Annotated in this window: 27 protein-coding genes and 1 tRNA gene; 14 read left to right on the top strand and 14 right to left on the bottom strand. The window is 54.7% G+C overall.

What is annotated here, in order from left to right:
• Positions 1-14 precede the first annotated feature (14 nt).
• The 10 genes from INF37_RS04050 to INF37_RS04005 form a co-directional block, all read right to left on the bottom strand.
• Complete coding sequence (locus tag INF37_RS04050; RefSeq protein ID WP_193536593.1) at positions 15-872, bottom strand: DUF2971 domain-containing protein; 858 nt, start codon at positions 870-872, stop codon at positions 15-17.
• Positions 872-2,134 (bottom strand): restriction endonuclease subunit S, encoded by a 1,263-nt coding sequence (locus INF37_RS04045; RefSeq protein ID WP_193536591.1) that lies wholly within the window; start codon positions 2,132-2,134, stop codon positions 872-874. The genes INF37_RS04050 and INF37_RS04045 overlap by 1 nt, the downstream gene beginning before the upstream one ends.
• Before the next feature lie 17 nt (positions 2,135-2,151).
• Positions 2,152-3,714 (bottom strand): type I restriction-modification system subunit M, encoded by a 1,563-nt coding sequence (locus tag INF37_RS04040; protein WP_193536589.1) that lies wholly within the window; start codon positions 3,712-3,714, stop codon positions 2,152-2,154.
• The gene (locus tag INF37_RS04035; protein WP_193536587.1) at positions 3,711-4,304 is read right to left on the bottom strand and encodes a restriction endonuclease subunit S; all 594 of its coding nucleotides are present in this window, start codon (positions 4,302-4,304) and stop codon (positions 3,711-3,713) included. The genes INF37_RS04040 and INF37_RS04035 overlap by 4 nt, the downstream gene beginning before the upstream one ends.
• Before the next feature lie 62 nt (positions 4,305-4,366).
• Complete coding sequence (locus INF37_RS04030) at positions 4,367-4,570, bottom strand: hypothetical protein (RefSeq protein ID WP_120485571.1); 204 nt, start codon at positions 4,568-4,570, stop codon at positions 4,367-4,369.
• A gap of 218 nt (positions 4,571-4,788) precedes the next feature.
• Positions 4,789-5,046, bottom strand: coding sequence for a DUF6061 family protein (locus INF37_RS04025; protein ID WP_193536585.1), 258 nt, complete (start codon positions 5,044-5,046; stop codon positions 4,789-4,791).
• A 453-nt stretch (positions 5,047-5,499) separates the two neighbouring features.
• Positions 5,500-6,675 carry an AAA family ATPase gene (locus INF37_RS04020; protein WP_193536583.1) on the bottom strand — a complete coding sequence of 392 codons (1,176 nt, stop codon included), beginning with the start codon at positions 6,673-6,675 and terminating at the stop codon, positions 5,500-5,502.
• Positions 6,668-7,000, bottom strand: a complete 333-nt coding sequence (locus INF37_RS04015; RefSeq protein WP_193536581.1) for a plasmid mobilization protein — start codon at positions 6,998-7,000, stop codon at positions 6,668-6,670. The genes INF37_RS04020 and INF37_RS04015 overlap by 8 nt, the downstream gene beginning before the upstream one ends.
• A gap of 2 nt (positions 7,001-7,002) precedes the next feature.
• On the bottom strand, positions 7,003-8,076 hold the full coding sequence (locus tag INF37_RS04010) for a site-specific integrase (RefSeq protein WP_193536579.1): 1,074 nt from the start codon (positions 8,074-8,076) through the stop codon (positions 7,003-7,005).
• A 2-nt stretch (positions 8,077-8,078) separates the two neighbouring features.
• Positions 8,079-8,273, bottom strand: coding sequence for a helix-turn-helix domain-containing protein (locus INF37_RS04005; RefSeq protein WP_006571508.1), 195 nt, complete (start codon positions 8,271-8,273; stop codon positions 8,079-8,081).
• A gap of 301 nt (positions 8,274-8,574) precedes the next feature.
• Between INF37_RS04005 and INF37_RS04000 the strand changes: the two genes are divergently transcribed.
• Together INF37_RS04000 and INF37_RS03995 are read left to right on the top strand one after the other, a co-directional pair.
• Entirely contained in the window at positions 8,575-9,063 is a 489-nt protein-coding gene (locus tag INF37_RS04000) for a helix-turn-helix domain-containing protein (RefSeq protein ID WP_193536577.1), read from the top strand.
• Between the two features lie 85 nt (positions 9,064-9,148).
• The gene (locus INF37_RS03995; RefSeq protein ID WP_193536575.1) at positions 9,149-9,358 is read left to right on the top strand and encodes a hypothetical protein; all 210 of its coding nucleotides are present in this window, start codon (positions 9,149-9,151) and stop codon (positions 9,356-9,358) included.
• A gap of 141 nt (positions 9,359-9,499) precedes the next feature.
• Here INF37_RS03995 and guaA read toward each other — a convergent pair whose 3' ends face one another.
• On the bottom strand, positions 9,500-11,041 hold the full coding sequence (gene guaA / locus INF37_RS03990) for a glutamine-hydrolyzing GMP synthase (RefSeq protein ID WP_101693015.1): 1,542 nt from the start codon (positions 11,039-11,041) through the stop codon (positions 9,500-9,502).
• 195 nt (positions 11,042-11,236) lie between these two features.
• Between guaA and INF37_RS03985 the strand changes: the two genes are divergently transcribed.
• Together INF37_RS03985 and INF37_RS03980 are read left to right on the top strand one after the other, a co-directional pair.
• Positions 11,237-11,920 (top strand): DUF421 domain-containing protein, encoded by a 684-nt coding sequence (locus tag INF37_RS03985; protein ID WP_101693014.1) that lies wholly within the window; start codon positions 11,237-11,239, stop codon positions 11,918-11,920.
• A gap of 42 nt (positions 11,921-11,962) precedes the next feature.
• Positions 11,963-12,292, top strand: coding sequence for a DUF4363 family protein (locus tag INF37_RS03980; RefSeq protein WP_328821020.1), 330 nt, complete (start codon positions 11,963-11,965; stop codon positions 12,290-12,292).
• Positions 12,293-12,349: 57 nt separating this feature from the next.
• Here the strand turns inward: INF37_RS03980 and trxA are convergent, their stop codons facing one another.
• The 3 genes from trxA to INF37_RS03965 all read right to left on the bottom strand — a co-directional run bounded on the left by trxA (position 12,350) and on the right by INF37_RS03965 (position 13,891).
• Positions 12,350-12,667, bottom strand: coding sequence for a thioredoxin (gene trxA, locus INF37_RS03975; RefSeq protein WP_101693012.1), 318 nt, complete (start codon positions 12,665-12,667; stop codon positions 12,350-12,352).
• Between the two features lie 62 nt (positions 12,668-12,729).
• A complete protein-coding gene (locus tag INF37_RS03970; protein WP_193536573.1) occupies positions 12,730-13,599 on the bottom strand; it encodes an NAD(P)/FAD-dependent oxidoreductase in 870 nt (289 codons plus the stop codon).
• Positions 13,589-13,891, bottom strand: coding sequence for an ArsR/SmtB family transcription factor (locus tag INF37_RS03965; protein ID WP_101693010.1), 303 nt, complete (start codon positions 13,889-13,891; stop codon positions 13,589-13,591). The genes INF37_RS03970 and INF37_RS03965 overlap by 11 nt, the downstream gene beginning before the upstream one ends.
• Positions 13,892-14,074: 183 nt before the next feature.
• On the opposite strand from INF37_RS03965, the gene INF37_RS03960 reads away from it, so the two are divergent.
• The 10 genes from INF37_RS03960 to INF37_RS03915 all read left to right on the top strand — a co-directional run bounded on the left by INF37_RS03960 (position 14,075) and on the right by INF37_RS03915 (position 24,958).
• Positions 14,075-15,688: a potassium/proton antiporter gene (locus INF37_RS03960; protein WP_101693009.1), complete on the top strand. Its 1,614-nt coding sequence runs from the start codon at positions 14,075-14,077 to the stop codon at positions 15,686-15,688.
• A gap of 103 nt (positions 15,689-15,791) precedes the next feature.
• The gene (locus INF37_RS03955) at positions 15,792-16,736 is read left to right on the top strand and encodes an L-lactate dehydrogenase (RefSeq protein WP_101693008.1); all 945 of its coding nucleotides are present in this window, start codon (positions 15,792-15,794) and stop codon (positions 16,734-16,736) included.
• A 129-nt stretch (positions 16,737-16,865) separates the two neighbouring features.
• Positions 16,866-16,941 (top strand) — tRNA-Thr (locus INF37_RS03950).
• 350 nt (positions 16,942-17,291) lie between these two features.
• Positions 17,292-18,632 (top strand): D-serine ammonia-lyase, encoded by a 1,341-nt coding sequence (dsdA, locus tag INF37_RS03945; RefSeq protein ID WP_193536571.1) that lies wholly within the window; start codon positions 17,292-17,294, stop codon positions 18,630-18,632.
• A gap of 34 nt (positions 18,633-18,666) precedes the next feature.
• The gene (locus tag INF37_RS03940; protein ID WP_328821019.1) at positions 18,667-19,989 is read left to right on the top strand and encodes a GntP family permease; all 1,323 of its coding nucleotides are present in this window, start codon (positions 18,667-18,669) and stop codon (positions 19,987-19,989) included.
• A 123-nt stretch (positions 19,990-20,112) separates the two neighbouring features.
• Complete coding sequence (locus INF37_RS03935; protein WP_101693005.1) at positions 20,113-20,667, top strand: cupin domain-containing protein; 555 nt, start codon at positions 20,113-20,115, stop codon at positions 20,665-20,667.
• Between the two features lie 673 nt (positions 20,668-21,340).
• A complete protein-coding gene (locus tag INF37_RS03930) occupies positions 21,341-22,456 on the top strand; it encodes a hypothetical protein (protein ID WP_193536569.1) in 1,116 nt (371 codons plus the stop codon).
• A 14-nt stretch (positions 22,457-22,470) separates the two neighbouring features.
• Positions 22,471-23,853, top strand: coding sequence for a DUF6138 family protein (locus INF37_RS03925; RefSeq protein ID WP_193536567.1), 1,383 nt, complete (start codon positions 22,471-22,473; stop codon positions 23,851-23,853).
• A gap of 10 nt (positions 23,854-23,863) precedes the next feature.
• Positions 23,864-24,706 (top strand): DUF2262 domain-containing protein, encoded by an 843-nt coding sequence (locus INF37_RS03920; RefSeq protein WP_193536565.1) that lies wholly within the window; start codon positions 23,864-23,866, stop codon positions 24,704-24,706.
• 18 nt (positions 24,707-24,724) lie between these two features.
• Entirely contained in the window at positions 24,725-24,958 is a 234-nt protein-coding gene (locus INF37_RS03915; protein ID WP_193536563.1) for an immunity 17 family protein, read from the top strand.
• Positions 24,959-24,963: the final 5 nt, after the last annotated feature.

Here is a 24,963-nt window from a genome sequence, read left to right as displayed (position 1 = left end):
CTACCCACCATTGATTATGCCAATTTATATTCACATCCTTGGCAGATGGTCTTGATATTCAGTCGATGGGTAAAAATACTTGACTCTGTTTTTACTTGTCGAGCAATTTCTCGCTCCAATTCTGCATGCAGATCACCTTCAAACAGAGGGCTGGCCGTAATGGTCATTGCATCAATAACTTCATCGGTCAGTGGAATTGCTACGCGCTTTATATTTCCAATATTCTCAAATTCTGCTTTAATACGAATTTCTTTCTCATAAGACCAGGCCATATCTTTTATGTACCCGGTCAATTCGGGAATTCGCACAGCATTTTTAATATTGGTATTGGTTGCGGTACTCCACATTACCTTTTCATTGGCTTTTGTTTCCTGCAGGCTATCTGCATTACAATAGGCAACCGACGATAATTTCAAAGAGGCTCCACTTTCTTCAATAGCAATCGCCCGTCCTGTGGGCTGATAGTTTATCGTTGAAATTTCCAGAATTTCTTTTGTGTCTTTAATCCATTCACGGACTACGTTTCTTGGAAGTGCAACCTTTACTCCTTTTTCCCATGGCTGTGCATACATACTCCACATACCAATGCTTTCTTTATCTTCACACATAAAACAACTGAAGAAAAGATTGTTCCAACGATGTGGATCACCATTTTTATATTCCAGATTATCGTTCACTCCAGCTGCGTTTCCAAGATGCCAGGTTTTCCCTTGTATCATCTTAATCACATTGGAAACTGTTGTGTAATGATACAAATACGGGCTATTTTTTAATCGATTTGCCATATCGTCTAAATACAATTTCAGCCCTTCTACAGTTTCGATATCAGGAAAGTTCGTAGGAACTTCCTTCTTTTTATCTTTACTCTTCATTAGGTTTTAACCCTCACAGTTCCTGTCAATAGAACTTGCATAAGAGCTTTTTTCTTTTCTTTCCAGCATTCCACTTCCTCTGCTAATGCTTGTAGTTTCTTATCATTACAGCGAATAACATTAGAAATTCTTATTTGCTCTTCATAGGATGGGAAAGGAACTTCAAGTTTCAAAAACAAGTTCATAATAATACTTTCTACTGTGGTACCAGTTTTAACATACGCAGAAACCAGTTCTTTTTCTTTATACTTCAAGTACGAGAGTAGATAGTAATAATCAATTCCTTCTTTTGGAATCAATGCTTTAATATCTTGGTTAATTGCCATATCCTCGCTAATATATGCAACTGGAATACTGTGTTTTAAAATACCACTTCTCGTAACTAAAAGCAGTGAGTATGCGGGAGCAATTGCTGTTGTAGATTCCGCTATCGCTTTATGTGTGATTTTATAGGTTGTGTCCTGTATATGCGTTTCTTTCACTTCTTGCGACGAAACCCACTTAATAGTACCATGATCCCAATAATCATTGTTGCGTTTGTCAGGCGTTCCCCCACTAAACCACTTTCCGCAATTTTTAAGAGGTATTTTCGTATGTTGTACTCCTGAGAGTTTATAAACAAATTCTAACAACCACTGATTTTTCTTCTTTTCTTCCTCAATGAGACGCTGTTTCAATTCAATGACCTTATCACAATGTGTAAGGATTTCGGCAATTTTCTTCTGCTCTGCTACAGGTGGATACACAAGTGCTGCAGAAAAAAATTCAGGAGTTGATACATTCAATAGCCCATGATTCCTGGCGCCTTCCTGTGCAATCTTGTAAATTTCTCTATTAAATCTTCCCGCTTCAAAATATTGCCGATAAAAGTCCGTGTTTGTATGTTTGTTGGCGGAAAAGCAGATATACAGCGGCGAAACAATTCCTTTTTCATATTTTTCCAGCTGCTTAATAGCACCGTAAGCATAATCAGTAGAATAACTCTTGTTATACGCAAAGTCACCTTTTTGCAACAAAAAGTATCCTGTTTTATCTTCACTCGCATAAAGTGTATTATAATAATCCAGCTGACTAATCAATCCCTGTTGTGCCGAAATGGTCAGAACATTCTGATTGTTTTCAGCGTTTTTCTGCGTCAGTCGATGAAAGCACTTATCAAAACGAACGATCTGCCACTCTTTGGGGATCACATAGCCATATTCCAATTTATATCCCCCTGGTATCTGCTCAATACCAGTACTAGATTTCATCTGTTTGGTCATCAATTTGACCTCCTATATTACAGTCCAAGCTCCTTTAAATACGCATCCATCTGTGCTTCAGCTTCTGCAATTTCTGTTTTCAGCCGGTCAATATTGGTCTGAACCGTCTTAATATCAATCGGTTCTTCCTCTTCAAAGGTATCCACATATCGAGGGATGTTCAGATTGTATTCATTCTCCTGGATTTCCTCCAAGGATGCTACATGAGCAAGCTTATCCTTGTCTGTACGCGATTGATAGGCTTCAACAATGGCATCAATGTGCTCCGGAGCCAATTCATTTTGATTGCTTGCTTTGATATAGCGAGGATTGCCATTTTCATCTTTTTTGCTGGCATCAATAAAGAGTACATCCGTGTTGGTCCGGTTCTTTTTGAACACCAAAATGCAGGCGGGAATGGAGGTACCGTAGAACAGGTTCTCAGGCAGACCAATAACAGCATCCAGCAGATTCTCTTCAATCACTTTCTGGCGGATACGACCTTCCGCAGCACCACGGAACAACACGCCGTGGGGAGCAACAGCAGCAATTCTTCCATTCACCGAAAGGCTTGCAATCATGTGGAGCAAGAACGCCCAATCGCCCTTGCTGGCAGGAGGAACGCCCCAATCAAAGCGATGGAATTTATCCAGCGAGGCTTCCATTTTGAACTCCTTTTTGCCTTTGCCGCTGGACTCGCCGCCAGGATTAAATCCAGACGCCCATTTATCCTTAGAAAAAGGCATATTGGCAACAATGGCATCAAAGAGCAGCAGGTTACCATCTGAATCTAGGAAAAGCGGATTTGCCAGAGTATCACCCCAGGCAATTTTTGCATCCCGGATTTCGTGGATATACATATTCATCTTGGCCATTGCAACAGAAGAACCGTTTACTTCCTGGCCATAGATAGATACTTCCTTGCTGTTTTGCTTCTTGGCAGCTTTGATCAGCAACGAACCAGATCCACAGGTGGGGTCATATACGCGCTCACCAGGCTGAACATCTACAATACGGGCCATAATTTCCGATACAGCTGCCGGGGTATAGAAGGACCCTGCTTTCTTACCCGCCATACTAGCAAACTGACCGATCATGTATTCATAAGCATCGCCAATCACGTCTGCCGGCACCTGGCCTGCTTTCACTTCGATTTCAGAAGGCCGCAGGCTCAGCGATTCAAAGTCCTCCAGCAAATCACGAAGAATTGCTTTTTTATGATCCAGCGTTCCAAGCGCATTTTCACTATTGTAATCTACGGTATTCAAAACGCCTGCCAACTGCTGATTGTTATCTGCCTCAATTTTGCGCATGGCGGCATTGATTAACTGACCGATTTTATCCGAAAATCTTTGGTCGTACAAAGACTGAAACGAACATTCCTCCGCGATAGTGAAAGGCAAGTAGCGCTTCTGCCGCTCCAGACGAATTCCGGAATATTCTTTCTTCAGTTCATCGAGAGCATCTTCATAAGAATCACTCAGATACTTGACGAACATGATTGGCAAAACATAATCCTTATAGTTTGCGGCATCAATGGTGTCCCGCAGTGTATCCGCACCACGCATCAATGCGTTTTCAATATCTTTTTTCGTCGTCATCTGTTGATTCCTCCAATAATATTCTCTAATAAGTTCTCGGTAAACGTCCGTTCTTCTTCGATTAATTCACGGTATAGACATTCTCGGCGACGGCTTAGTGTATCGATCATCACTGCTTTTTTTTGAACTTCCAAAGGCGGGATAGAAATGTCCAAGTTTAAAATCGTTTTTATTTTTACAGCTTTTTGAGCCGTCCCACTTTCCAAATCAAGAACACGATCCTGAATACTTTTCTGCGCCAGCCAAAGGCGTAGATATTCTGGCATAATGACCTCTCTATCTTTCACCCGCAACACAGCAAATTGAGAAGGTACCAAAATATTTTCATAGTTATTTTCTACATACACAGGGTACATAGGTGAAAGCAGACGGACCACAACGTCCCCTTTTGAGGTAAACAACGCATTGTCCAAGCTCTCGCAGGCATAAAACTCCTCTAGATCTGAAACATGGATGCTGCCGGTTCTATCAAATGCTCTAAGCGTGAGGCGCTTATAAGAGCAGTAGCTTTCTTCTTGGGTCTTCGCTTCTTTTCTGCTCAAAACTATGCCACCTTGCACTTCCGCAACATCCGAAATTTTAGCAACCATCTTTCTCCCTCCTCAAAAAGAAAGGTGGCCCGCCCATAAACGGGCGGGCCACCTTATCGTGTTTATCGGGTGTGGCTTTCAGGGCAGCAATGCTTGCAACCGTCTACACAGCTGTAGTACTTGCGTGCTTCCTTTACAGCAGCCTGGGAAGTAGCAAAATCCCCCAGGTAGATGCGGTTTTCTGCATCAGGCAACCAGGCGCAATTGGAGCGATGTACCTCATGCTCACCAGTAGGCTGCGCGTACTTGTTTACATAAAAACGCATTAGGCTTGTTCTCCTTTCTTCAAAAGTACAAGCCCGCATTGACATTCTTACGAACATCTGATATCATAAACACGGATATATCTATGATATTTCGCGGGAAGCTCCCGGACACAGTTGCCGCTGTGCCCGGGGGCTCTTCTCTTGTCTGGTATAATCATAGCATATGGCTTTCAGGTTGTCAAGCGTTTTTTCTGCTACTTCGATGTAATATTCAAATATTACTTAAAATCAAATTCGCTCCATCTACTATCTGCTGCTACTTTCAGATACCTAACCGGATCACCATCCAAAATCAACTTTGCGTAAGCCAGCGGATCGTTGTAGATCAGCCAGTCCAGTTCTGACCGCTGGTACATGCTGTTTGCCACCTCGCTCTCCACGGCAGTGCAGTCGATGGAGAGCACCGTCCCGTCCGCCAGACGTAACTCCACACAGGCGGTGTCCAGGTTAAACTCACAGGACAAAATCTTTCTCATACTCGTTACCTCCCAATACTTGAATTTCAGTTGATTTTCCGCAGCGGCACAAGGGCCGTTTCGGTTGTTTTAGATACAGGCAAGCAATGCGTGTGGATAGCCACACACAAATCCGGCAAGCAATGCGAGTGTTAATATACACTCACATTTCCTGCCGTCTGCTTGTTGAGGGCATCGCCCCCAAGCCCCTTCTGAACACAGAATTTCATTCTGTGGCTGCGCGTTCTCCGAACGCTTTTTGCCCCTATACCCGGTGCCCTGTTTCGGGGCATAGGGTGTCGTGAATCGCGACATCCTATGATACTTTTAGGGTGCCCTAAAATGGGGCATCCTCCTTGAAGATGGGGTGGCAAAATACCACCCCATCTTTTTCTTTCCGCGACGGTGGCGACGGTCGCAACGGTGCTGGAGTACCCCTCAAAACACCGTCGCGACCGTTGCGAGCGTCGCGCTTTACTTGATTACTTCAAACGCGGGGGCTTCCACCACCATGTAAGTCAGCCGGATACGCCGTCCGGCGTGTTTGGTTCTGTTCTCGTACTTCACCTGATGTTCTTCCAGCAAGCGGCTGGCATTCACATTCAAATGCTTGGTGAACCTGTTCACCGCCATATCCGTTTGAATCGCTTGGGCCAGCTCGGTGGGACTGCCTTCCCATTCCCGGTTGTCAGCAGACACAATTTTTGCCACGGCTTCCAGCACTGGGTCCGGAGGCTGCTTCCAAAGCTCATTCTCTGCATGGTCGAGACCCCAAACCAGGCTCTCTTGGTCTTTGCTCAGATATAACCGCTGATCCGGCTGGTCTCTGCCTACCACCTCCAGGGTAGCCTTGCTATCCGTTCGCTTCTCCTTCTGCATCAGGAACGCCCCATCCGCACAGCCCAACAAACCGGTGGTGCCCGAGATCATATCAAAGCTGTCTCCCGCAGGCTGCTTTCTGGTGTGGTGGACGATCAGGACGCAGACCCCATACCGATCGGCAAATTGCTTCAGCTTGCCGATCACCTCATAGTCGCTGGAGTAGCTGTAACTGTCACTCACCGCCTCACGGACTTTTTGTAGGGTATCCACGATAATCAGCTTGGTATCACTGTGTTCCCGAACGAACTTTTCCAGCTGTTCATCCAGGCCACCGCCGATCATCTTAGCGTTGGTGGCGAAGTGAAGAGAGCTTGTCCCCTCCACGCCAAACATACGGAACATCCGGCGCTGTAACCGGCTCTCATCATCTTCTAGGGCAAGATAGAGCACGGTTCCCTGGTGGACTTTATAGCCCCACAAATCCTGCCCGATACTGACATGGTGGGCAATTTGCGCCACCAGGAAGGACTTGCCGATTTTGGGCGCTCCGGCAAGGATGTACGCTCCCGTGTAGAGCAGGCTGTCAATCACCGCAGACTTACCCTCAAACACATTGTCCATCAGCTCGTCCAGGGTCACAGTGTGCAGGTAAGCCGGGTCGCTCATGCGGCGCATTTTCCGGTAAAGTTCCTCCAAATCTCTCTCCGGGGAATTGCTTTTTTCGTCCGGGTCTGGTATAGTGGTCTTGGAATTTTGAGAGATTGACTGCCCATCATCTGCGCCAACAGATGAGCCCTGGGCGGTCATTTTCTTTTTCTCATCAATCATAGGCAAAGTCCTCCTGCATCCCGTTCATAATGGTAGCAATCATCTTGATGGTATCAAGTAGCTCGTCGTTCACGCTCTGTCCGGCTTCAATCCGGCGCAGCTCGTCCAGCACAGCGGCCAGCTGATCTCGCAGCGCCTTGTAGACCCTGGGGTTGCCCTGGACCACCACATCCCGGCAAAGCAGCCGCCGAATGATATAATCCTGCTTGGTCAGTCCGGTGAGCTTCACCGCAGTCTCGATCTGGGTGTCCTCCTCCGGGGAGACCCGGAAAGCCACGGTCTTGTTCCTCCAACGGTTGTGCTTGTCCAAATTCTTTGCTGACATTTTTAATTGCTCCTTTCCATGTTCAATTTATCCGCCATTTCCGCTTGCTTGGACGGAAACAGGTGCGCGTAGTTGTAAGTGATGTCAATACTCTCGTGGCCCACCCGGTCCGCGATGGCCGTGGCAGAGAACCCCATGTCGATCAGAAGTGAAACCGCGCTGTGACGAATATCGTGGATTCTGATACGCGGTACTCCTGCTTCTTTGGCTCCCCGGTCCATCTCCCGGTGGAGATAGCTCTTGGTGACGGTGAACATCCGGTCATCCGGCCCGATCCCGTAGAGCATCTTGATGTAATCCTGGATTTCCTCAGCCAGAAATTGCGGCATGGTGATGACTCGATTGCTCTTTTCCGTCTTAGGGGTGGTAATCAGATCCTCGCCGTTCAGACGCTGATAGGACTTGTTGATAGACACGGTGCACTTCTCAAAGTCAAAGTCCGCCGGGGTCAGAGCCAGCAGCTCCCCCTCTCGGATACCGCACCAGTAAAGCATCTCAAAGGCGTAGAAGGACAGTGGTTTATCCATCATCACCTCAGCAAATTTCAAATACTGCTCCTTGGTCCAGAACATCATCTCCCGGTTTTTCTTTTTGCCCATGCTGCCCGCCTTCTTGCAGGGATTCTCCCGGAGGTTGTAGTAACGAACCGCGTGGTTGAAGATGGCACTGAGTTGATTGTGGACCGTTTTCAGATACACCGGCGAGTAGGGCTTGCCGTTCTCGTCCTTATGGTTCAGCATCTCGTTCTGCCAGGTAATGATCTGCTGGGCGGTGATGTTACACATTTTCAGCCTGCCGAAGTAGGGCAGCAGCTTAGTACGGATGATATGGTCCTTGGTAGCCCAGGTGTTCTCCTTGAGCCGGGTTTTCATATCCGCCGTGTAGAGGTCCACGAAACTCTTGAAGGTCATGTCCAGATCAGCGCTGGTCTTGTTGAGCTGCTCGCGCTCCCAGGCCTGTGCCTCCCGTTTGGTCTTGAAGCCCCGCTTCTGGGTCTGCTTGCGCTCGCCGTTCCAGTCAGTATAGCGGTAGACCGCCCGCCAGGTGTTTGTCTTTTCTTCCTTATAGACTGCCATGATTAGCCCTCCTTTCCCGTCTTGCCATAGCAAAACTTCTCCATGAAAAAGTTCCGATTGACCCGCCCGGAGATGGTCAGATAGCCCTTCTCACGGAGTTCGGCGTTGAGCTTGTGGATCACCTTGTAGGCGTGGGACTTGGAGATGCCCAGCTCCTGGGCCACTTCCTCCACGCGCATAAAGTTTTGTGCCTGCATTGAAAATACCTTCCTTTCCTCATTGATGTCTGCTGCAGCTGGATATTGTGTTCCATAAATGCCTCCTCACTTTCGTCCGCCACTTTTTCCCGGATGTATAATCAGGGATTGCGGTAATTCTTTTTTATTTATTGGCTCTAAGCCATTTTGCTTAGTTTATTGTCATTATACTAAGCAAAATAGCTTGTGTCAATCGGAGTACGCAAAATAAATTAAATAAAATTGTTTAGGATTCTCTTGACTTTACTAAGCATTTCTGCTACGCTTTTCCTAAAGACAACCAACGATTGGAGTGGATGATATGGCGATTGGCGAACGGATTCACTTTTTCCGTCTCCTGCGGGGGATGACACAGAAATATCTTGGTATGGCGCTGGGTTTCCCGGAGAAGTCTGCCGATGTGCGCCTTGCTCAATACGAAACAGGATCAAGAACCCCTAAGGCGGACCTGACTGCTGCCTTAGCCCAGGTACTGGATGTCTCTCCCCATGCCCTCTCTGTCCCGGACATAGACTCCTATGTGGGGCTCATGCACACCTTGTTTACTCTGGAGGACAACTACGGGCTCAAGATCAGCGAGGTGGATGGAGAAGTCTGCCTGAAGGTCGATGTGCGGAAGAGCAAGGACGCCGCCCGGCTGCATGAGATGCTCTGTTCTTGGCAACAGGCCGCAGCCATGCTGGAGGCGGGTGAGATCTCCAAAGAGGATTACGACAAGTGGCGCTACCATTACCCGAAATTTGATAAGTCCCAGAACTATGTGAAGGTGCCGCCCCAGGACCTCTTTTGATCCTCTCACTTGTAGGCCACGGGGGAGTCCGTTTGTTGCAAAGATCAAGTGAAAATATAAATTTTTGTGTGCAGGAGGTGTCTGGATGGCCACTTATAAAGAAATTCAAGGTTATGTCAAAGAGACTTACGGTTTTTTACCAAAAACCTGCTGGATTGCTCACATGAAAGAGCTTTGCGGTATCCCTGTAGAAAACGCGCCTAACAGGATCTCTCCCTCCCATCGCGAAAAACCTTGTCCCCCTGAAAAAATGCCGTACATCAAAGAGGCGTTCCAACATTTTGGAATGATATAAAGAACAAGAGAGCTAACTGACTAATCAAAATCAGTTAGCTCTCTTTTTATGAATAATGAAAAAGTGTTGCCAAATCGTTGCCACGGAGGGCCTTAACCCTTTAAAAACCCAGTTATATCAGGCTTTTCCAGGTTTCTGAAATCATTCCCATTCGATGGTGGCCGGGGGCTTACTCGTAATGTCGTAGCAGATGCGGTTGATGCCGGGCACCTCGTTGACGATGCGCACGCTGATCTTGTCCAGCACCTCATAGGGGATGCGGGCCCAGTCGGCGGTCATGAAGTCGGAAGTGGTCACGGCGCGCAGAGCCAGAGTATAGTCGTAGGTGCGTCCGTCGCCCATAACGCCCACGCTGCGGGTGTTGGTGAGCACGGCGAAATACTGGTTGATGGAGGTATCCAGTCCCGCGTTTGCGATCTCCTCCCGGTAGATGGCGTCGGCATCCCGCAGGGTGTCCAGCTTCTCCTTGGTCAGGTCGCCGATAACACGGATGGCCAGGCCGGGTCCGGGGAAGGGCTGGCGCATGACCAGATACTCGGGCAGCCCCAGCTCCCGGCCCAGCTGACGGACCTCGTCCTTGAAGAGCAGGCGCAGAGGCTCGATGATCTCCTTGAAGTCCACATAGTCGGGCAGACCGCCCACGTTGTGGTGGCTCTTGATGACCGCCGCATCACCCGCGCCCGACTCGATGACGTCGGGATAGATGGTGCCCTGGGCCAGGAAATCCACGGTTCCGATCTTCTTGGCCTCTTCCTCAAAGACGCGGATGAACTCTTCACCGATGATCTTGCGCTTGCGCTCGGGCTCATCCACACCGGCCAGCTTCTCCAGGAAGCGGGCCTCGGCATCCACCCGCACGAAGTTCATGGCCCACTTGGAGAAAGCGGCCTCCACCTCGTCGCCCTCGTTCTTGCGCATCAGGCCGTGGTCCACGAACACGCAGGTGAGCTGCTCCCCCACCGCCTCGGCCAGCAGGGCCGCGCACACGGAGGAGTCCACGCCGCCGGAGAGGGCCAGCAGGACCTTGCCGCTGCCCACCTTCTCCCGGATCTGGGTGATGGCGGTGCGCTTATAGTCATCCATGGTCCAGTCGCCCACCGCACCGCACACCTCATAGAGGAAGTTGCGGATCATCTTCACGCCGTTCTCGGAGTGGTTGACCTCGGGGTGGTACTGCACGCCGTAGAAGCCCCGCTTCTCGTCCGCGATGGCCACGTTGGGGCAGTTGTCGGAATGGGCCACCAGAGCAAATCCCTCGGGCACCTTTTCCATATAGTCCCCGTGGCTCATCCAGGAGATGCCCCGCTCGGGGAGGCCCTGGAAGAGCTTGCAGGACGTGTCATAGTAGGTCTCCGTCTTGCCGTACTCGCGGGCCGAGTCGTCCTGAGCGGCGGTCACCCGTCCACCCAGAGTATGGGCCATGAGCTGGCAGCCGTAGCAGATGCCCAGCACGGGCACCCCCATCTCAAAGATGGCAGGGTCCACATGGGGTGCCTTCTCCTCATAGACCGAGTTGGGGCCGCCGGTAAAGATGAATCCGATGGGCTGCTGGGCCTTGAGCTCTTCCAGCGGCGTGGTGTAGGGCTTTACCTCGCAGTACACGCCGCACTCACGGACACGGCGGGCAATGAGCTGATTGTACTGGCCGCCGAAATCCAGTACGATGACAAGCTGATGGGACATACGCACTTCCCTTTCTGGATATAAGTTTTGAAGCATTTACGTTTTATTTTACCTCATATCCGCCGTCCTGACAAGTTCTTCGGCTTGTCTTTCTCCTCGGCTGGCCCATTTTTGTGTGCTTGTGCAAAGCGCACAGGGATATAAAGTACACCACTCGGTCATACTGATAGGGATTTCAGGAGAGGAGGATGCGCTTTGGTCATTACCTTTCTGCGTACCATTATCCTATATCTGCTCATCATCATCGGCATCCGCCTGATGGGAAAGCGCCAGGTGGGCGAGCTGGAACCCTCGGAGCTGGTCCTGGCGCTCATCATTGCCGACCTGGCGGCCGTCCCCATGCAGGATCTGGGCATCCCGCTCCTGGCGGGGATCGTGCCCATCCTGACCCTGCTCTCCCTCACCATGGTGATCTCCATGCTCAATCTGCGCAGCATCCGGTTCCGGGCCCTGCTCTGCGGACGTCCCAGCATCGTGGTGGAGGACGGCGTGATCGTGGAGCACGAACTGCGCCGCAACCGCTTTACCCTGGATGAGCTGATGGAAGAGCTGCGCCTCCAGGGGGTCACCGACCTCAGCACCATCCGCTATGCCATTTTGGAGACCAACGGACAGCTCTCGGTCCTCCTGCGGGCCGAGGAGCTCCCCCTCACGCCCAGGCAGATGGGACAGCAGCCGGAGGACGCCGGACTCCCCCTCCCCATCATCAACGACGGGCGGATCATGGAGCGCAATCTGCAGGCCCGTGGCCTGAGCCGGGAGTGGCTCACACGCCAGATGGCCGAGCACAACATCACCCGGGTGCAGGACGTCTTCCTCCTCTCGGTGGACGAGGCGGGAGGGGTCTATTTCCTGGCAAAGGAGGCGCGCAGTTCTTGAAACGGCTTTGGATCGCAGCGGCCCTGCTCTCGCTGACCCTGGGTGCCTCCCTGTGGCACTCCCACCACCTGGAGGCCCTCCGCACTGGCCGACCAGCTGGCCCAGGCCGAAACGCTCGCCCTCTCCGGGGAGAACCGCCGGGCCGAGGAGTTGATCCGGCAGGCCAGAGAGCAGTGGCTGGCCCAGAATACCTACCTCCACGTGACCCTCCGGCACGGGGACACCGATCAGATCCAGATCGGCTTTGACGAGGCCCTTCAGCTTCTGCGCACCGGGGAGCTGGGCGAATACGCCGCCGCCAGCGCCCATCTCATGGCTGACCTGAAGCTCCTCACCGAGGCCGAGCAGCTCACGCTGGAAAATCTCTTTTAACGGCAAACGGGCGCCCTCCGACCGGGTATCAGTCGGAGGGCGTCCTTGTTTTCCTTATTACAGGTTGGCGTCCAGCACGGCAGTATAGGCCTGGGCGGGCATGAGGCCCACCTTCCGGTCGATCTCCTTGCCGTTCTTGAAGAAGATGACACAGGGAATGCTCATGATCCCCAGCTGCATGGCCAGCTGCTGGTTTTCGTCGGTATTCAGCTTTCCGATGATCGCCTTCCCGTCGTACTGCTCAGCCAGCTTCTCAATGGTGGGGCCCAGCATCCGGCAGGGGCCGCACCAGGGCGCCCACATATCTACCATGACCAGCTCTCCAGAGCTGACCGCCTTTTCCAGTCCCTGCTGATTGAAATGATAGAGTGCCATATCTCTTACTTCCTTTCTTCCTGTGGATAAATCGTTCTATCGTTCTATTGTTTCAAATAATCTCACACGTTGCGGCCCGCTTCCCGGGTCCGGTCCAGATATTCCGCCGCCCGGTGGCCTGCGATGAGGCCTTCCCCCACCGCTTTGGAGATCTGGAGGGGAAGCCCGGTGCAGTCTCCCGCCGCAAATACCCCCGGGATGGAGGTTGCCATGTTTCGGTCCACCGCGATGTACCCGTCCCGGAACTCCAGACCGGGCAGCAGCTCCCCGGGCGCTACGGAGGGACGCAGCAGGAACACGCAGGCACAGGGGATCTCCTCCCCGTCCACCCGCAAGGCGGACACATTGCCCTCCCCTACGACCTCCAGCTTGACGCCACGGCGGAAGGGGATGGCCTCGTCCAGGGTATCCGGCCGGGTTTTGGCCACATAGGTGACCTTGCAGCCCAGGCCGTGGAGGTAGTTGGCCTCCTCGGGCGCCTCGGCCGACTGGCCCACCACGACCACATCCCGTCCTCGGTAGAACATGCCGTCACAGGTGGCGCAGTAGCTCACGCCCATGCCCAAGTGCTCGGCCTCGCCGGGATACTTTGCCCCATGGGCCGTACCGGTGGCCAGGATGAGGGCGTCCCCCTCCACCACCTCGCTGCCCACGGAGACCAGGAACCCATCCTCTACCGGCATGGCGTTGAGGGCCCGGCCGTACATCCGCTCCATGCCCAGCGCCGCGGCGTGGGCCTCGAACCGCTCCAGCAGCTCCCGGCCGGAGACCCCCGGCATACCCAGATAGTTGTCGACCTGTCCGGCCTTCCAGAGGGGAATGTCCTCCGTCCGGGCACCCACCACCAGCACACGCTTGTTTCGGGTCCTGGCCTGGAGCGCGGCGGAGAGTCCCGCCGGTCCCCCGCCGATGACGATGATATCATAACGCAAGGTGATATTCCTCCTTACAGTCGTCCAGGAGGGCGGCCACCACGGCCGCCGCCCTGGGATCAGCCACTTCGTAATAGACCTCGTTCCCGCTGCGCACCGCGCGCACCACACCGGCCGCCTTCAGCTTGGCCAGATGCTGGGAAATGCAGGACTGGGACTGCCCCGTCTTTTCCTCCATGCAGCGCACGTTCCGGCAGCCGCACTTCAGCAGTCCCCGCACCAGCTTCAGCCGCAGGGGATGCGCCAGGGCCTTGAGCAGTTCCGCCCGCTCCTCAAATGGACATTCGCTCATTCGTCTTTCCTCCCCCTCGGTTAATTATAATATTATTATATTCTAATATTCAAATTTGTCAAGACTTTTTTCCGTCCCCCCAGCAGGAGGTGCTCTCCCCCCTGCCGCACCCTTGCCCCCGTTCCGGTCTCTATGGTAGAATATCCATACCTTCCACCTCATATTCCAAGAAAGGAGCCCGTTTTGACGCTGCTTTTACTCTTCATCGCCACCATTCTTCTGCTCAGTGTGCTGCTGAGCAAGCTCTCGACTCACGTAGGCATACCGGTACTGCTGGCCTTCCTGTTCCTGGGTATGCTGTTCGGCTCGGATGGCCTGGCACAGATCTCCTTTGAAAACTATGATTTTGCCAATCAGATCAGCACCGTGGCCCTGCTCTCCATTATTTTTTACGGGGGCTTCGGAACCAATTGGAAGGCCGCCCGCCGGGTCGCCCTGCCCTCTATCCTGCTCTCCACCCTGGGCGTACTGCTGACTGCCGGTCTGACCGCCCTGTTCTGCGCCCTGGTGCTGCGTTTTCCGTGGCAGGAGAGCTTCCTTCTGGGCGCGGTGCTCAGCTCCACCGATGCCGCCTCGGTCTTCTCCATTCTGCGCTCCAAGCGCTTGAGCCTGCGCTTCCACACCGCCTCCATGCTGGAGCTGGAGAGCGGCAGTAACGACCCCTTCTCCTACACGCTGACCTGTCTGGCGCTGGCCCTCCTGGGCGGCGGTCTCACTCCGGGCATGGCGTTCCGCCTCGCCGCCGGTCAGATCCTCTTCGGCCTGGCCTGCGGCGCAGGACTGGCGGCTCTCTCGGTCTGGTTCCTCCGCCGCCTCCCCCGGGGCACCTCCGGGTACGGCCCTCTGGTCATTGTGGGGATCGCCCTCTTCTCCTACGCCCTCCCCACCGCCATCGGCGGGAACGGCTATCTCAGCGCCTACTTGGTGGGTATCATCCTGGGCGGCGAGAAGTGGCCGGAGAAAAAGGAACTGGTGCACTTTCTGGACGGCGTGACCAGCCTGATGCAGCTCACCCTCTTCTTCCTGCTGGGCCTGCTCTCCTTCCCCTCCCGCCTGCCCGCCGTGCTGCCCACCGCCCTTGCCGTCACTCTCTTCCTGACTCTTCTGGCCCGGCCCGCTGCGGTGGCCCTGCTCCTCGCTCCCTTCCGGGCGCCCTTCCGCCAGCAGATGCTGGTGGCCTGGTCCGGCCTGCGGGGGGCCACCTCCATCGTCTTTGCCATTCTGGCCGTCATGGACCAGGCCAGCCTCTCCCGGGACCTGTTCCACATCGTATTCTGTGTGGTGCTCCTCTCCATTGGCGTCCAGGGCACCCTCCTACCCTGGTGCGCCAAGCGGCTGGACATGATCGACGACCGGGAGGACGTCCTCAAGACCTTCAGCGATTACAGTGAAGATACCCCCATCCAGTTTATTCAGCTCTCCATTGGTGCGGAGCACCCCTGGAAGGGCATCCCCCTGCGGGAGGCCCCTCTTCCCCCCGATACCCGGGCCGCCATGGTCCTGCGGCAGGGCGAGCGCATCCTTCCCCGGGGGGATACCGCCCTGGAGAGCGGCGATATTCTGGTTCTCAGTGCCCTAGCCTATGCGGAGACCGCCCAGCTCTCCCTCTCGGAGGTCATCCTCAGTCCGGAGCACGACTGGACCGGCCAGCCCATCTCCGCGGTGGACTGGGGCGGCTCCTCCGTTCTGCTGGTCCTGCGGGGCGAGGAGACCCTGATCCCCACCGGCGACCTGGTCCTGCAATCCGGGGACCTGCTGGTGCTGGCGGATGATCCCCTCCCCGGACCGTCTTTTTAACTTTTTTACTAAAGGCTCCTTTCTTTGGATATGCTAAGAGCAGTGATCCCCCGCCGCTGTCTCGAAGCGAGATCCATTCTCACCTTTGGAAAGGAGCATTCCCATGTTGAACCCCCGCAAAGTAGCCGTGATCGGCTGTGGTTTTGTCGGCGCATCCATCGCCTTTGCGCTGATGCAGCGCGGCCTGTTTTCTGAAATGGTCCTGCTGGATGTGGACCAGGCCAAAGCAGAGGGCGAGGCCATGGACCTGAGCGATGGTCTCCCCTATGCCGCATCTATGGATATTTACGCCGGAACCTACGACGATGTGACCGACTGTGCCCTCATCGTCCTCACCGCCGGCGTCAACCAGAAGCCGGGCGAGACCCGGCTGGACCTCATCAGCCGCAACATCCAGATCCTCCAGTCCATCGTGCCCCAGATCCGGGCGCGGAAATTCGATGGCATCCTGCTGGTGGTCACCAACCCCGTGGACGTGCTCACCTATGCCGCCTGGCGGCTCTCCGGCCTGCCCGCCCAGCGGGTCATCGGCTCGGGGACCGTGCTGGACACCGCCCGCCTCAAGCAGCTGCTGGGGCAGCACCTCCAGGTGGACAGCCGCAACGTCCACGCCTTTATCATCGGAGAGCACGGCGACAGTGAGCTGGCCGTGTGGAGCGGTTCCAATGTCTCCGGGCTGAACCTGGATGACTTCTGCCGCCTGCGGGGTATGCAGAACGACCCCGCCGCCATGCAGGCGCTCTATGAGACGGTGCGGAACAGCGCCTATGAGATCATCCGGCGCAAAGGGGCCACTTACTACGGCATCGCCATGGCGGTCAGCCGCATTGCGGAGTGTATCGTGAAAGATGAGCACGCGGTCCTCCCGGTCTCGGTGGTCCTCCACGGTGAGTATGGCCTGGAGGAACTCTCCCTCAGCATTCCCGCCATTCTCGGCTCAAATGGTGTGGAACAGGTGCTGGAGATTCCTCTGAACAGCAGCGAGCGCATGGCTCTCACCAATTCCGCCGGACAGCTGCGCGACATCGTGCAGCGCCTTCCCCTCTGATCCAGTCCTGTCTGCCCGGGTGTGCCCCGGGCAGACTTTTCTTTGAAAATGCGGAGGAAAACAGTTGACGGGATGGAAAATATATGGTATTATTTCTATTCGTCAAGGACATATTTCTTTCTTCGCAATGCTGGAATAGCTCAGTCGGTAGAGCAGCTGATTCGTAATCAGCAGGTCGCGTGTTCAAGTCACGTTTCCAGCTCCAGAAAGCCTCAGAGCCGCAATGGTTCTGAGGCTTTCTTTTTTCTTCTCCCCCGCCCCTTCCGGAGATTTTGGGGGAATCTTCGTAACATGGAACCGCAAGCAAACGCGGGAGCGCTGCCCGAAACTATGGGCCTGCGCTCCCGCGTTTTTTGCTTTTGAATCAAGTCTAAGCGCCCGTTCTCCTCCCCGGGCGCTCCATCCTCTTGTATGAGTTAGACAAAAAACCAGCTCTGTTCGTGTATATTGTAACAGATATTACAGTTACCGCTTGACAATGAACAGGTGTTAATATATACTTAACGCACAGTTGAACAGGCGTTAAATAATACTGAACAACGGGAGGAAATGAACATGGTAGACGCACAGAAATACATTCAGGCAGACCCTACCGTCCGAGCGGTCGCGGAGCAGAAGGAGACCGTTTGGATCAACCCGGACTATCTCCCCTTCGCCGTCACCGACGGGCTGTGCCAGCTGGTGGTCGCGGATGCGGACATTGCTGACGCGGAAGCGCGCTTGGCCCGCTTTGCGCCCTTCATCCAGCGCTGCTTCCCCGAGACTGAGGAGACCCAGGGCCTGATCGAGTCTCCCCTGGCCGACATTCCCCAGATGCAGAAGGCCCTGGAGGAGACTTACGGCTGCGCCATTCCCGGCCGGCTGATGCTGAAGATGGACAGCCATCTCGCCATCGCCGGTTCCGTCAAGGCGCGGGGCGGCATCTACGAGGTGCTCAAGCATGCGGAGGAGCTGGCCATGGCCGCCGGTAAGCTCTCCGTGGAGGACAACTACGCCAAGCTGGCCGATGAGGACATGAAGCGCTTTTTCAGCCAGTACACCGTCCAGGTTGGTTCCACCGGAAACCTGGGTATGTCCATCGGGATCATGAGCGCGGCCCTGGGCTTCTGCGTTAAGGTCCACATGTCCGCCGATGCCAAGCAGTGGAAAAAGGACCTGCTGCGCAGCAAGGGCGTGGAAGTCATCGAGTACGCCGACGATTACTCCAAGGCGGTGGAAGAGGGCCGGAAGCGCTCCGACGCCGATCCCATGAGCTATTTCGTGGACGATGAGAAGTCGGTGGACCTTTTCCTGGGCTACGCGGTGGCCGCCAAGCGGCTGAAGCACCAGCTGGATGAACTGGGCATCACGGTGGATGAGGAGCATCCCCTCATCGTCTATATCCCCACCGGCGTAGGCGGCGCCCCCGGCGGCGTATCCTACGGCCTGAAGCGGCTGTTCAAGGACGCGGTGCACTGCTTCCTGGTGGAGCCCACCCTCTGCCCCTCTGTGCTCCTGGGCATGGCCACCAAGGAGTATGAAAAGGCTAACGTCCATGACTTCGGTATCTCCGGCATCACCGAGGCGGACGGCCTGGCCTGTGCCAGCCCCTCCAGCTTTGTCACCCGCATCCTGGGCAATCTGCTCTCCGGCGATTTTACTGTGAAGGACGGCAAGCTGTACGACTATCTCCGCCTGCTGGACCGCTCCGAGCATAAGCGCATCGAGCCCTCCAGCTGCGCCGCCTTCGCTGGTCCCTGCGGTCTGCTGGAACTGGAAGGTTCCAAGGACTACTGCGCCCGGCATGGCCTGACCCAGGAGAAGCTGGCCAACAGCGTGCAGATCGCCTGGGCCACCGGCGGACGGCTGGTGCCCGCCGAGATCTGGGATCAGTATCTCAGCACGCACATGGATTGATGGGGGGATATGGGATATGTCACCGAATGTACTTGTGATACTCGGACTCGTCCTGTCCGTCGTCGTCCTGGTCCTGTGTACCGTGAAGCTCAAGATCCATCCGTTTTTCGCCCTGATCGCCACCACCGTCACCTTTGCCGTGGTCTCCGGCATGGGGATGGAGGAAATGCTCTCCGCCTTCACCAGCGGCATGGGCGGCACCGTGGCGGACATCGGTCTGGTCATCGCCCTGGGCACCGTCACCGGCGCGCTCCTGGAGAAGTCCGGTGCTGCCGAGACCATGGCCAAGACCATCCTGAAGATCACCGGCGAGAAGCATGCCGCCCTCGGCCTGGCCATCACCGGCTACTTTGTCTCCATCCCGGTGTTCTGTGACTCGGCCTTCGTGCTCCTCAGCCCCATTGCCAAGCGTCTGAGCAAGGACACCCGGATCTCCATGACCACCATGGCCATCGCCATGTGCATGGGCCTGCACGCGACGCACATGTTTGTTCCCCCCACGCCCGGTCCCCTGGCCGTCTCCGGTATCCTCAGCGCCGATCTGGGTCAGGTCATCCTCTTCGGCGCTCTGGTCTCCATTCCGGTCATGCTGGTAGGCTACTTCGGCGCCCAGCTGGCCGGCAAGAAGTACTACTATCTGCCCAAAGAGGTGGGCGAGACCCAGGAGCAGCAGAAGCTGCCCAGCCCGGTCATGGCCTTCCTCCCCATCCTGGCCCCCATTGCCCTCATGCTGATCAAGACCATCGGCGACATGTGCACCTGGCCTGAAGCCGTCATGGGCGTCATGGACATCCTGGGAACCCCCGCTGTGGCCCTGCTGGTCGGCCTGATCATTGCCGCTATTGGCTACCATGAGATCTTCCCCGAGGACAAGACCGCCTGGGGTTTCGACGGTGTCTTTGCCGAGGCTCTGCGCACCGCCGGCCAGATCGTCCTGATCGTGGGCGCCGGCGGCGCATTCTCCGGCGTGCTGAAGGCTTCCCCCCTCCAGGACATCCTGACCGAGACCTTCTCCGGTCTGGCCATCGGCATCCTGGCTCCCTTCCTGATCGGCTTCCTGTTCCGCACCTGCGTCGGCTCCGCCACCATCGCCATGGTGACTGCGGCCACCATGATCGTGCCTCTGCTGGATATCCTGGGCTTTGCCTCCCCCATGGGCCGCATCATCGCCATGCTGGCCTGCGCTGCCGGCGGCCTGATGGTATTCCACGGGAACGACGACTTTTTCTGGGTCACCGCCACGACCTCTGAGATGGATACCTCGGTCGCCTATAAGACCATTCCTCTCATCAGTGTCCTGCAATCCCTGACTGCGCTCGTGTGTGTGTTCCTCCTGAGCCTGATCTTCCTGCATTGATTGCCTGTCCTGCGTCCGGCGGGAAATTTTACGGGCCCGGTTTTATACCGGGCCCGTTTGTGTTATAATGGTATCTACGCGTGGAACGATCGCAAATAAACACACGATAGGACGGAACGACTTATGGCGGAAGAGATCAATATTGGCATCAAAGTGCAGGAATTCCGGAAAAAGAGCGGAATGAGCCTGCGTGAGCTGGCAGCACAGGCGGAACTATCCCCCTCCATGCTCAGCCAGATCGAGAGCAATACGGTCAATCCCTCGATCAATGCCCTGAAGAATATTGCAGAGGCGCTCCATGTGCCCCTGTTCCAATTTTTTAAGGACGATGTGCAGGCCGACCGTCTCATCGTGCGCAAGGGCGAGAACCGCATCATCGGACGCATCGGCGAAGAGGTCATGTATAAGCTCCTCACGCCGGACATCAGCGGCGCCATCGAATTCTGCCTGATGGAGATTCCGGCTGGTGTGTCCTCCTCCGATGTGCCCCGGGAGCACACCGGCGAAGAGGTCGCCTACATCATCAGCGGAGAGATTGATCTGCACCTGAGCGGGACCGTGCACCATCTGGAGAGCGGAGATTCTGTCCGGATCCCTCCCATGAGTCCCCACCGCTGGGTCAACTGCTACGACTCTGATTTCAAAGCGGTGTTTGCCATTACACCGCCAAGTTTTTGAGTTGTCTTGCGGGACAACCGATCCGTTCAGAGCCGCCGCGTGAAATCTTACGCGGCGGCTTTCAGCGTCTCTTTCTCCGGAGCCCCCGCATGGGTATTTTTTATCCAAGTCCCCCGCTCCCCTGTTTGTGGGTTGTCTTTTTTCCGGGTGTAGCGCAGTTGGTAGCGCGCCTGCTTTGAATCGTTTCAGGCAGCAGAAACGAATAATTGTAAAAAGATGACCAATAAGATTCTAAAGCGAGGATAACGCTCCCAAAGATTGGTACCCCCTTTGTCAGCTATCACCTATGCGTTTTCCTACAGAGAACCGTTTCTGGGATTTATTGATGCAAGTTTTAGTTGATAATTTCCATGTAATTAGGTATGATGGAAAGGAACCATCCGACCTTATGATTTGAAAGAAGCAACTAGCCATATATAAAAGTATCACAAGCAACTTACACTGTACGCATGGAATCATGCGTGATGTAGGCGGAAGTTTTTGGGAGATGTACACCAATCAGTTAAAGATAACTTTGATTCTATATAAAAAATGGATTTTGCCTGTGGAGGAAACCACATCTGGGGGGCAGATGTGGCTTCTTTCTTGCGGCCTTTTCACGCCCTGCGTCAGCCTGTCCAAGTGACAGGCTGTCGCGGGGCGTTTTTCTACCTTTGGAAAGGAGTTAAGAAATATGAGTCTAAACTACATCTGCCCCGGCTGTGGGACCTCTTTGGGCTATGAGGGATTGTGCTGGAAATGCAAATCTGAACAGGAGCGGAAGGCTGCTCTTGCCTGGACACCGGAACAAATCACAGCGAAGCAGAGAAACCTGATTCAGAACATCCAGCGGCTGGCGGAGATGGAGGACCCGGAGTTCACCGACTTTTGGCAGCTGCTGGGGTACCGGGATGCCATCGACCCGGAGATCCAGCGGGCGGCACTGGCCGCAGAGGTGTTCTGGCCCTGTGAGATCTATTATCATGCTCCCGCCGATGTGCGGGATGGTCTGATTCATGCGCTGTTGTCCGCGGAATATTCCAGTGAGGCCTCCAACCTGATGAGTTGCCTTGCTATGCAGGGAGATGACAAGGCAATGAAGACTCTGCTGGAGCTGGAGCGAAATCCCCGGCCCTGGCGCAAGGGCCTCTATGTGGACCCATCCAGCTATGCGCAAATCGGAGGCTGGACCTTTAACAAGGAGGGCCAGAAAATCCAACTCAACTTCGACACCTGCTATCCTATGGTCAAAGGAACCGCCGGTGAGAAATCTCCCGTCCGCATTGGCCGGGCAAGGGAGGACACATGCCCCCACTGTGGCGGGCGCATGGTGGACATGCTGGTATTGGACGGCCTGGATGAGCGACTCCGGTTCCTGGGACTGGACGGCATCCTGACCGCCACCTGCTGCCCCAGCTGTGTGGGATTTCTCAAAGGCCCCGCCTTCAACCGGTTCACCCTGGATGGCGGCGTGGAGGTCTTTCCCTCCGAACTCTTTGACGGGGCGGAGAAGACGGATTGCTATGTCAGTCCCGAGGACTACAAGGCTCTCACCGAAAATCCCTTTGTGCTGGGTAAGGTGCCAGTGCCCCTGTTCTATGGCGCAGCCTGCCAGGATGTGAACACCATCGGCGGCTTTGCCAACTGGGTGCAGGACGCGGAATATACCATCTGCCCCCACTGCGGGAAACCAATGAAATATCTGGCGCAGATCCAGTGGGATACGGTGTTTGACTGTGCGGAGGGCACGCTCTATGTGGAATTCTGTCCGGACTGCCATATCGTATCCATGCAGCATCAGCAGACCTGAGAGGAGACCTTGCCATGAGTTTGCCAAAGCGTGATGGCGTGCATAACCGCTACTATCTGATCCACAAGCCGGACACTTCCCCGGAGGTGCTGGCGGAGGCGGATCTCTGCATTCAGGATGTGCTGAACGGCACCGCTCGTGAAAATCACTCCGCCTACCCGACCGTGGTGCGAAACCACAACGGGACACCCTTTCTTCCGGATCAGCTGCTGGAGCGGTATCTGACCGGGCTGCCGTTGAAAGGATTTCCCTATGAGGATGCTGTCTCTCTCTGCGATGCCATGCGGCGGCTGGTGGGCTGGCAAGAAATCCGCTATAAGTTGGAGAAGTACATAGAAAAGCAGGTGCAGGAACGCTACTTCCTTGTGGGAGAGCGGGAAGATGGGTTTACCGTCTTTCCGCCCTGCACGGTGCGGCCAGAATTGCGCCCAGAGGATGTGGATGAAGGTCTGCTGCGCTTTGCCTGCTATGTGGCGGTCTGCCATACGGTGTACGGGCAGAGTTTTGAATCCCTCACCACCGAGCACATCCTCGGCCTGGTCTCCCAGCTTCGCCCAGATATGGTGAAGCAACTGAAAACAGCCGGCAGCGGCAAATTACCAAAGGACATCCAGCAGCGTAAGACGGAGCATTTCAACGCATCGGCCAATGATGCGTTTGCCACTATCCGCATCACCGCCAGGGACTCCACGGAGGAGTGCTATGCTGAAATCCTGGACTACCTGTGTGCGGTGCTGGAGCAGGAGAAATTCCCCTGCAGTTACTCAGTGGAGTTCAGAGGAAAGGAGAAAATCTATCTGCCCATTCCCGGCTTGCCCAAGAAGGGAGTCAATCAGCTCTTTGCCTGCGCTGTGCAGCACCCCAATCTGCATCCATCTATGGAGCGATACGCTCGTCTGGCTATGCGGGAGTTTGAGTGGTACCAAAACCTTGCGGACGAAGCCTGTGCAATGCCTGGCTCTTTTGCTGTGTTCGCTCTAGGGATGGAGGGAGAACAGTGGGCGCCGCTGGTGGCGGAGTATCTGGATCTCTGCGACGACGAGCACTCCTCACTGCAAGAGAAGTTCCTTCATGCCTTTATCCGGAAGTTTGGTTTCCAACCATGGACACTGGGGGTATTGGTACGGGGCGCATTGTCTATGCAGTGGCTGAAGCCTGCTAAGGAATTCCGCACTCTGATCGCCAATGCGGAAAGCCTGGATGCACTGCTGACAGTCAAGCGCCGCATTTCCGATTATCTCCTGCCGGAAGAGGACAAAGACCCGAAATTCCGGGCCATCGCTTGGCAAAGTCTGCTCTGGGCCATCTGGGGCCCGTCCTCCGAAAACGGCGGCAGAAAAATCATTAAGTCGGCGCCGAAGGAGCTGAAAGAGAAATACCAGCAAGTATTTACGTAAGGAGAGCGCCATGAAAAAGAGAACGGTCAAGGACTTTATTGCCCTGTATGTCCCGGAAGATGAGGAAAAGCTGGTACTGATCCAGAGCGGTATCAGCGCGGACAAAACCTTTCTGGATACCTTCTGGGCGGCGCATACCTATGCCCTCGCCATGGCGGATGTCCAGACCGGAGAGGTGATCTCCGGTCGATGCTACCTGAGCTGGCCGTTGACAGACAAGGAGCGGGATGCCGGCGACTATTCCAAGCGGTTTGCCACGGGCCAGATCTATCGGATCAAAGCCCGCGGCTGGAAAGGTGATTCCCTCAGCGAACCTCAGTGGTATGTCATGGAGGTACTGGAGGAAGGCGTACCCTGTCCGGCACTGGAGGATATCTGGGCGGAGTACACAAAGCCGATTCTTCTGAAGGACGAAGTGCTGGGCACCCTCACACTGGATCGTGAAATGAGTATGTTCAACGGGACTTGCCGGTGGATGGGAAAAGACATCCAGATCTCACTGGATGTGGAGATTGAAAAGAAAGCGTCCTGGACTCGCGTCACCAATGTGATGAAGAAACTGGTGGCAGATCAGGAAGTCTGGGACAAGTCCCTGCGAGCGATGGCAGCCCAGAAGCTCACCGATCAGGCCAACGAATGGCTGGCGGACAATGATCAGGCCGACCGGGACCCGGAGAAAGACCCCATCACTGAGGATGAGTTCGCCCGCCGCATCCTGCTCACCGAGTTTACAGTATCTCCTGGTGGGCGGTTTACCGCCTGGTATGAGGATGACGATATGTTCTGGGGCCATATGATCACTGTGGATGGAACACTGAAAAAAGGCCCCGTTGACGCCGATATACAGGGATAAGGAGAGGAGGAAACCTAAATGAACAGCGAGCAGATCACGGCTTTTTTACAGGAACATTGGAACTGGGTGACCCTGATCATCGGCGCTGTCCTGCTGATCGGGGCAATCATGAACTGGAACTGGCTCTGTGACCCCACCGGCAAACCGGACTCTCACCGCTATGGCCGCGGCTCCAGGCGGGGGATCTTCTTCCTACTGGGAATCGTGCTGATCGTGGTCAGCATCTGGAGCCTTGTAATGGCACTGAATTAGGAGGC

The sequence above is a fragment of the Pseudoflavonifractor gallinarum genome (genome assembly GCF_014982855.1).
Lineage (GTDB): Bacteria > Bacillota > Clostridia > Oscillospirales > Oscillospiraceae > Pseudoflavonifractor_A > Pseudoflavonifractor_A gallinarum.
Note: the sequence above shows the minus strand (reverse complement) of the source record. Positions and strands in the feature narration are given on the sequence as shown.

What these genes read in the sequence shown, in the direction of transcription:
- INF37_RS04005 (WP_006571508.1), bottom strand. Translation starts at nt 8,273, where the DNA reads ATGCAGGCACAAAACTTTATGCGCGTGGAGGAAGTGGCCCAGGAGCTG.
- guaA (WP_101693015.1), bottom strand. Translation starts at nt 11,041, where the DNA reads ATGTCCCATCAGCTTGTCATCGTACTGGATTTCGGCGGCCAGTACAAT.
- INF37_RS03915 (WP_193536563.1), top strand. Translation starts at nt 24,725, where the DNA reads ATGAACAGCGAGCAGATCACGGCTTTTTTACAGGAACATTGGAACTGG.
- INF37_RS03955 (WP_101693008.1), top strand. Translation starts at nt 15,792, where the DNA reads ATGTTGAACCCCCGCAAAGTAGCCGTGATCGGCTGTGGTTTTGTCGGC.
- INF37_RS04030 (WP_120485571.1), bottom strand. Translation starts at nt 4,570, where the DNA reads ATGCGTTTTTATGTAAACAAGTACGCGCAGCCTACTGGTGAGCATGAG.
- INF37_RS04045 (WP_193536591.1), bottom strand. Translation starts at nt 2,134, where the DNA reads ATGACCAAACAGATGAAATCTAGTACTGGTATTGAGCAGATACCAGGG.
- INF37_RS04040 (WP_193536589.1), bottom strand. Translation starts at nt 3,714, where the DNA reads ATGACGACGAAAAAAGATATTGAAAACGCATTGATGCGTGGTGCGGAT.
- INF37_RS03965 (WP_101693010.1), bottom strand. Translation starts at nt 13,891, where the DNA reads ATGAGCGAATGTCCATTTGAGGAGCGGGCGGAACTGCTCAAGGCCCTG.
- INF37_RS03920 (WP_193536565.1), top strand. Translation starts at nt 23,864, where the DNA reads ATGAAAAAGAGAACGGTCAAGGACTTTATTGCCCTGTATGTCCCGGAA.
- INF37_RS04035 (WP_193536587.1), bottom strand. Translation starts at nt 4,304, where the DNA reads ATGGTTGCTAAAATTTCGGATGTTGCGGAAGTGCAAGGTGGCATAGTT.
- INF37_RS04050 (WP_193536593.1), bottom strand. Translation starts at nt 872, where the DNA reads ATGAAGAGTAAAGATAAAAAGAAGGAAGTTCCTACGAACTTTCCTGAT.
- INF37_RS04000 (WP_193536577.1), top strand. Translation starts at nt 8,575, where the DNA reads ATGGCGATTGGCGAACGGATTCACTTTTTCCGTCTCCTGCGGGGGATG.
- INF37_RS03930 (WP_193536569.1), top strand. Translation starts at nt 21,341, where the DNA reads ATGAGTCTAAACTACATCTGCCCCGGCTGTGGGACCTCTTTGGGCTAT.
- INF37_RS03995 (WP_193536575.1), top strand. Translation starts at nt 9,149, where the DNA reads ATGGCCACTTATAAAGAAATTCAAGGTTATGTCAAAGAGACTTACGGT.
- INF37_RS04015 (WP_193536581.1), bottom strand. Translation starts at nt 7,000, where the DNA reads ATGTCAGCAAAGAATTTGGACAAGCACAACCGTTGGAGGAACAAGACC.
- dsdA (WP_193536571.1), top strand. Translation starts at nt 17,292, where the DNA reads ATGGTAGACGCACAGAAATACATTCAGGCAGACCCTACCGTCCGAGCG.
- INF37_RS04025 (WP_193536585.1), bottom strand. Translation starts at nt 5,046, where the DNA reads ATGAGAAAGATTTTGTCCTGTGAGTTTAACCTGGACACCGCCTGTGTG.
- trxA (WP_101693012.1), bottom strand. Translation starts at nt 12,667, where the DNA reads ATGGCACTCTATCATTTCAATCAGCAGGGACTGGAAAAGGCGGTCAGC.
- INF37_RS03925 (WP_193536567.1), top strand. Translation starts at nt 22,471, where the DNA reads ATGAGTTTGCCAAAGCGTGATGGCGTGCATAACCGCTACTATCTGATC.
- INF37_RS03935 (WP_101693005.1), top strand. Translation starts at nt 20,113, where the DNA reads ATGGCGGAAGAGATCAATATTGGCATCAAAGTGCAGGAATTCCGGAAA.
- INF37_RS04010 (WP_193536579.1), bottom strand. Translation starts at nt 8,076, where the DNA reads ATGGCAGTCTATAAGGAAGAAAAGACAAACACCTGGCGGGCGGTCTAC.
- INF37_RS04020 (WP_193536583.1), bottom strand. Translation starts at nt 6,675, where the DNA reads ATGATTGATGAGAAAAAGAAAATGACCGCCCAGGGCTCATCTGTTGGC.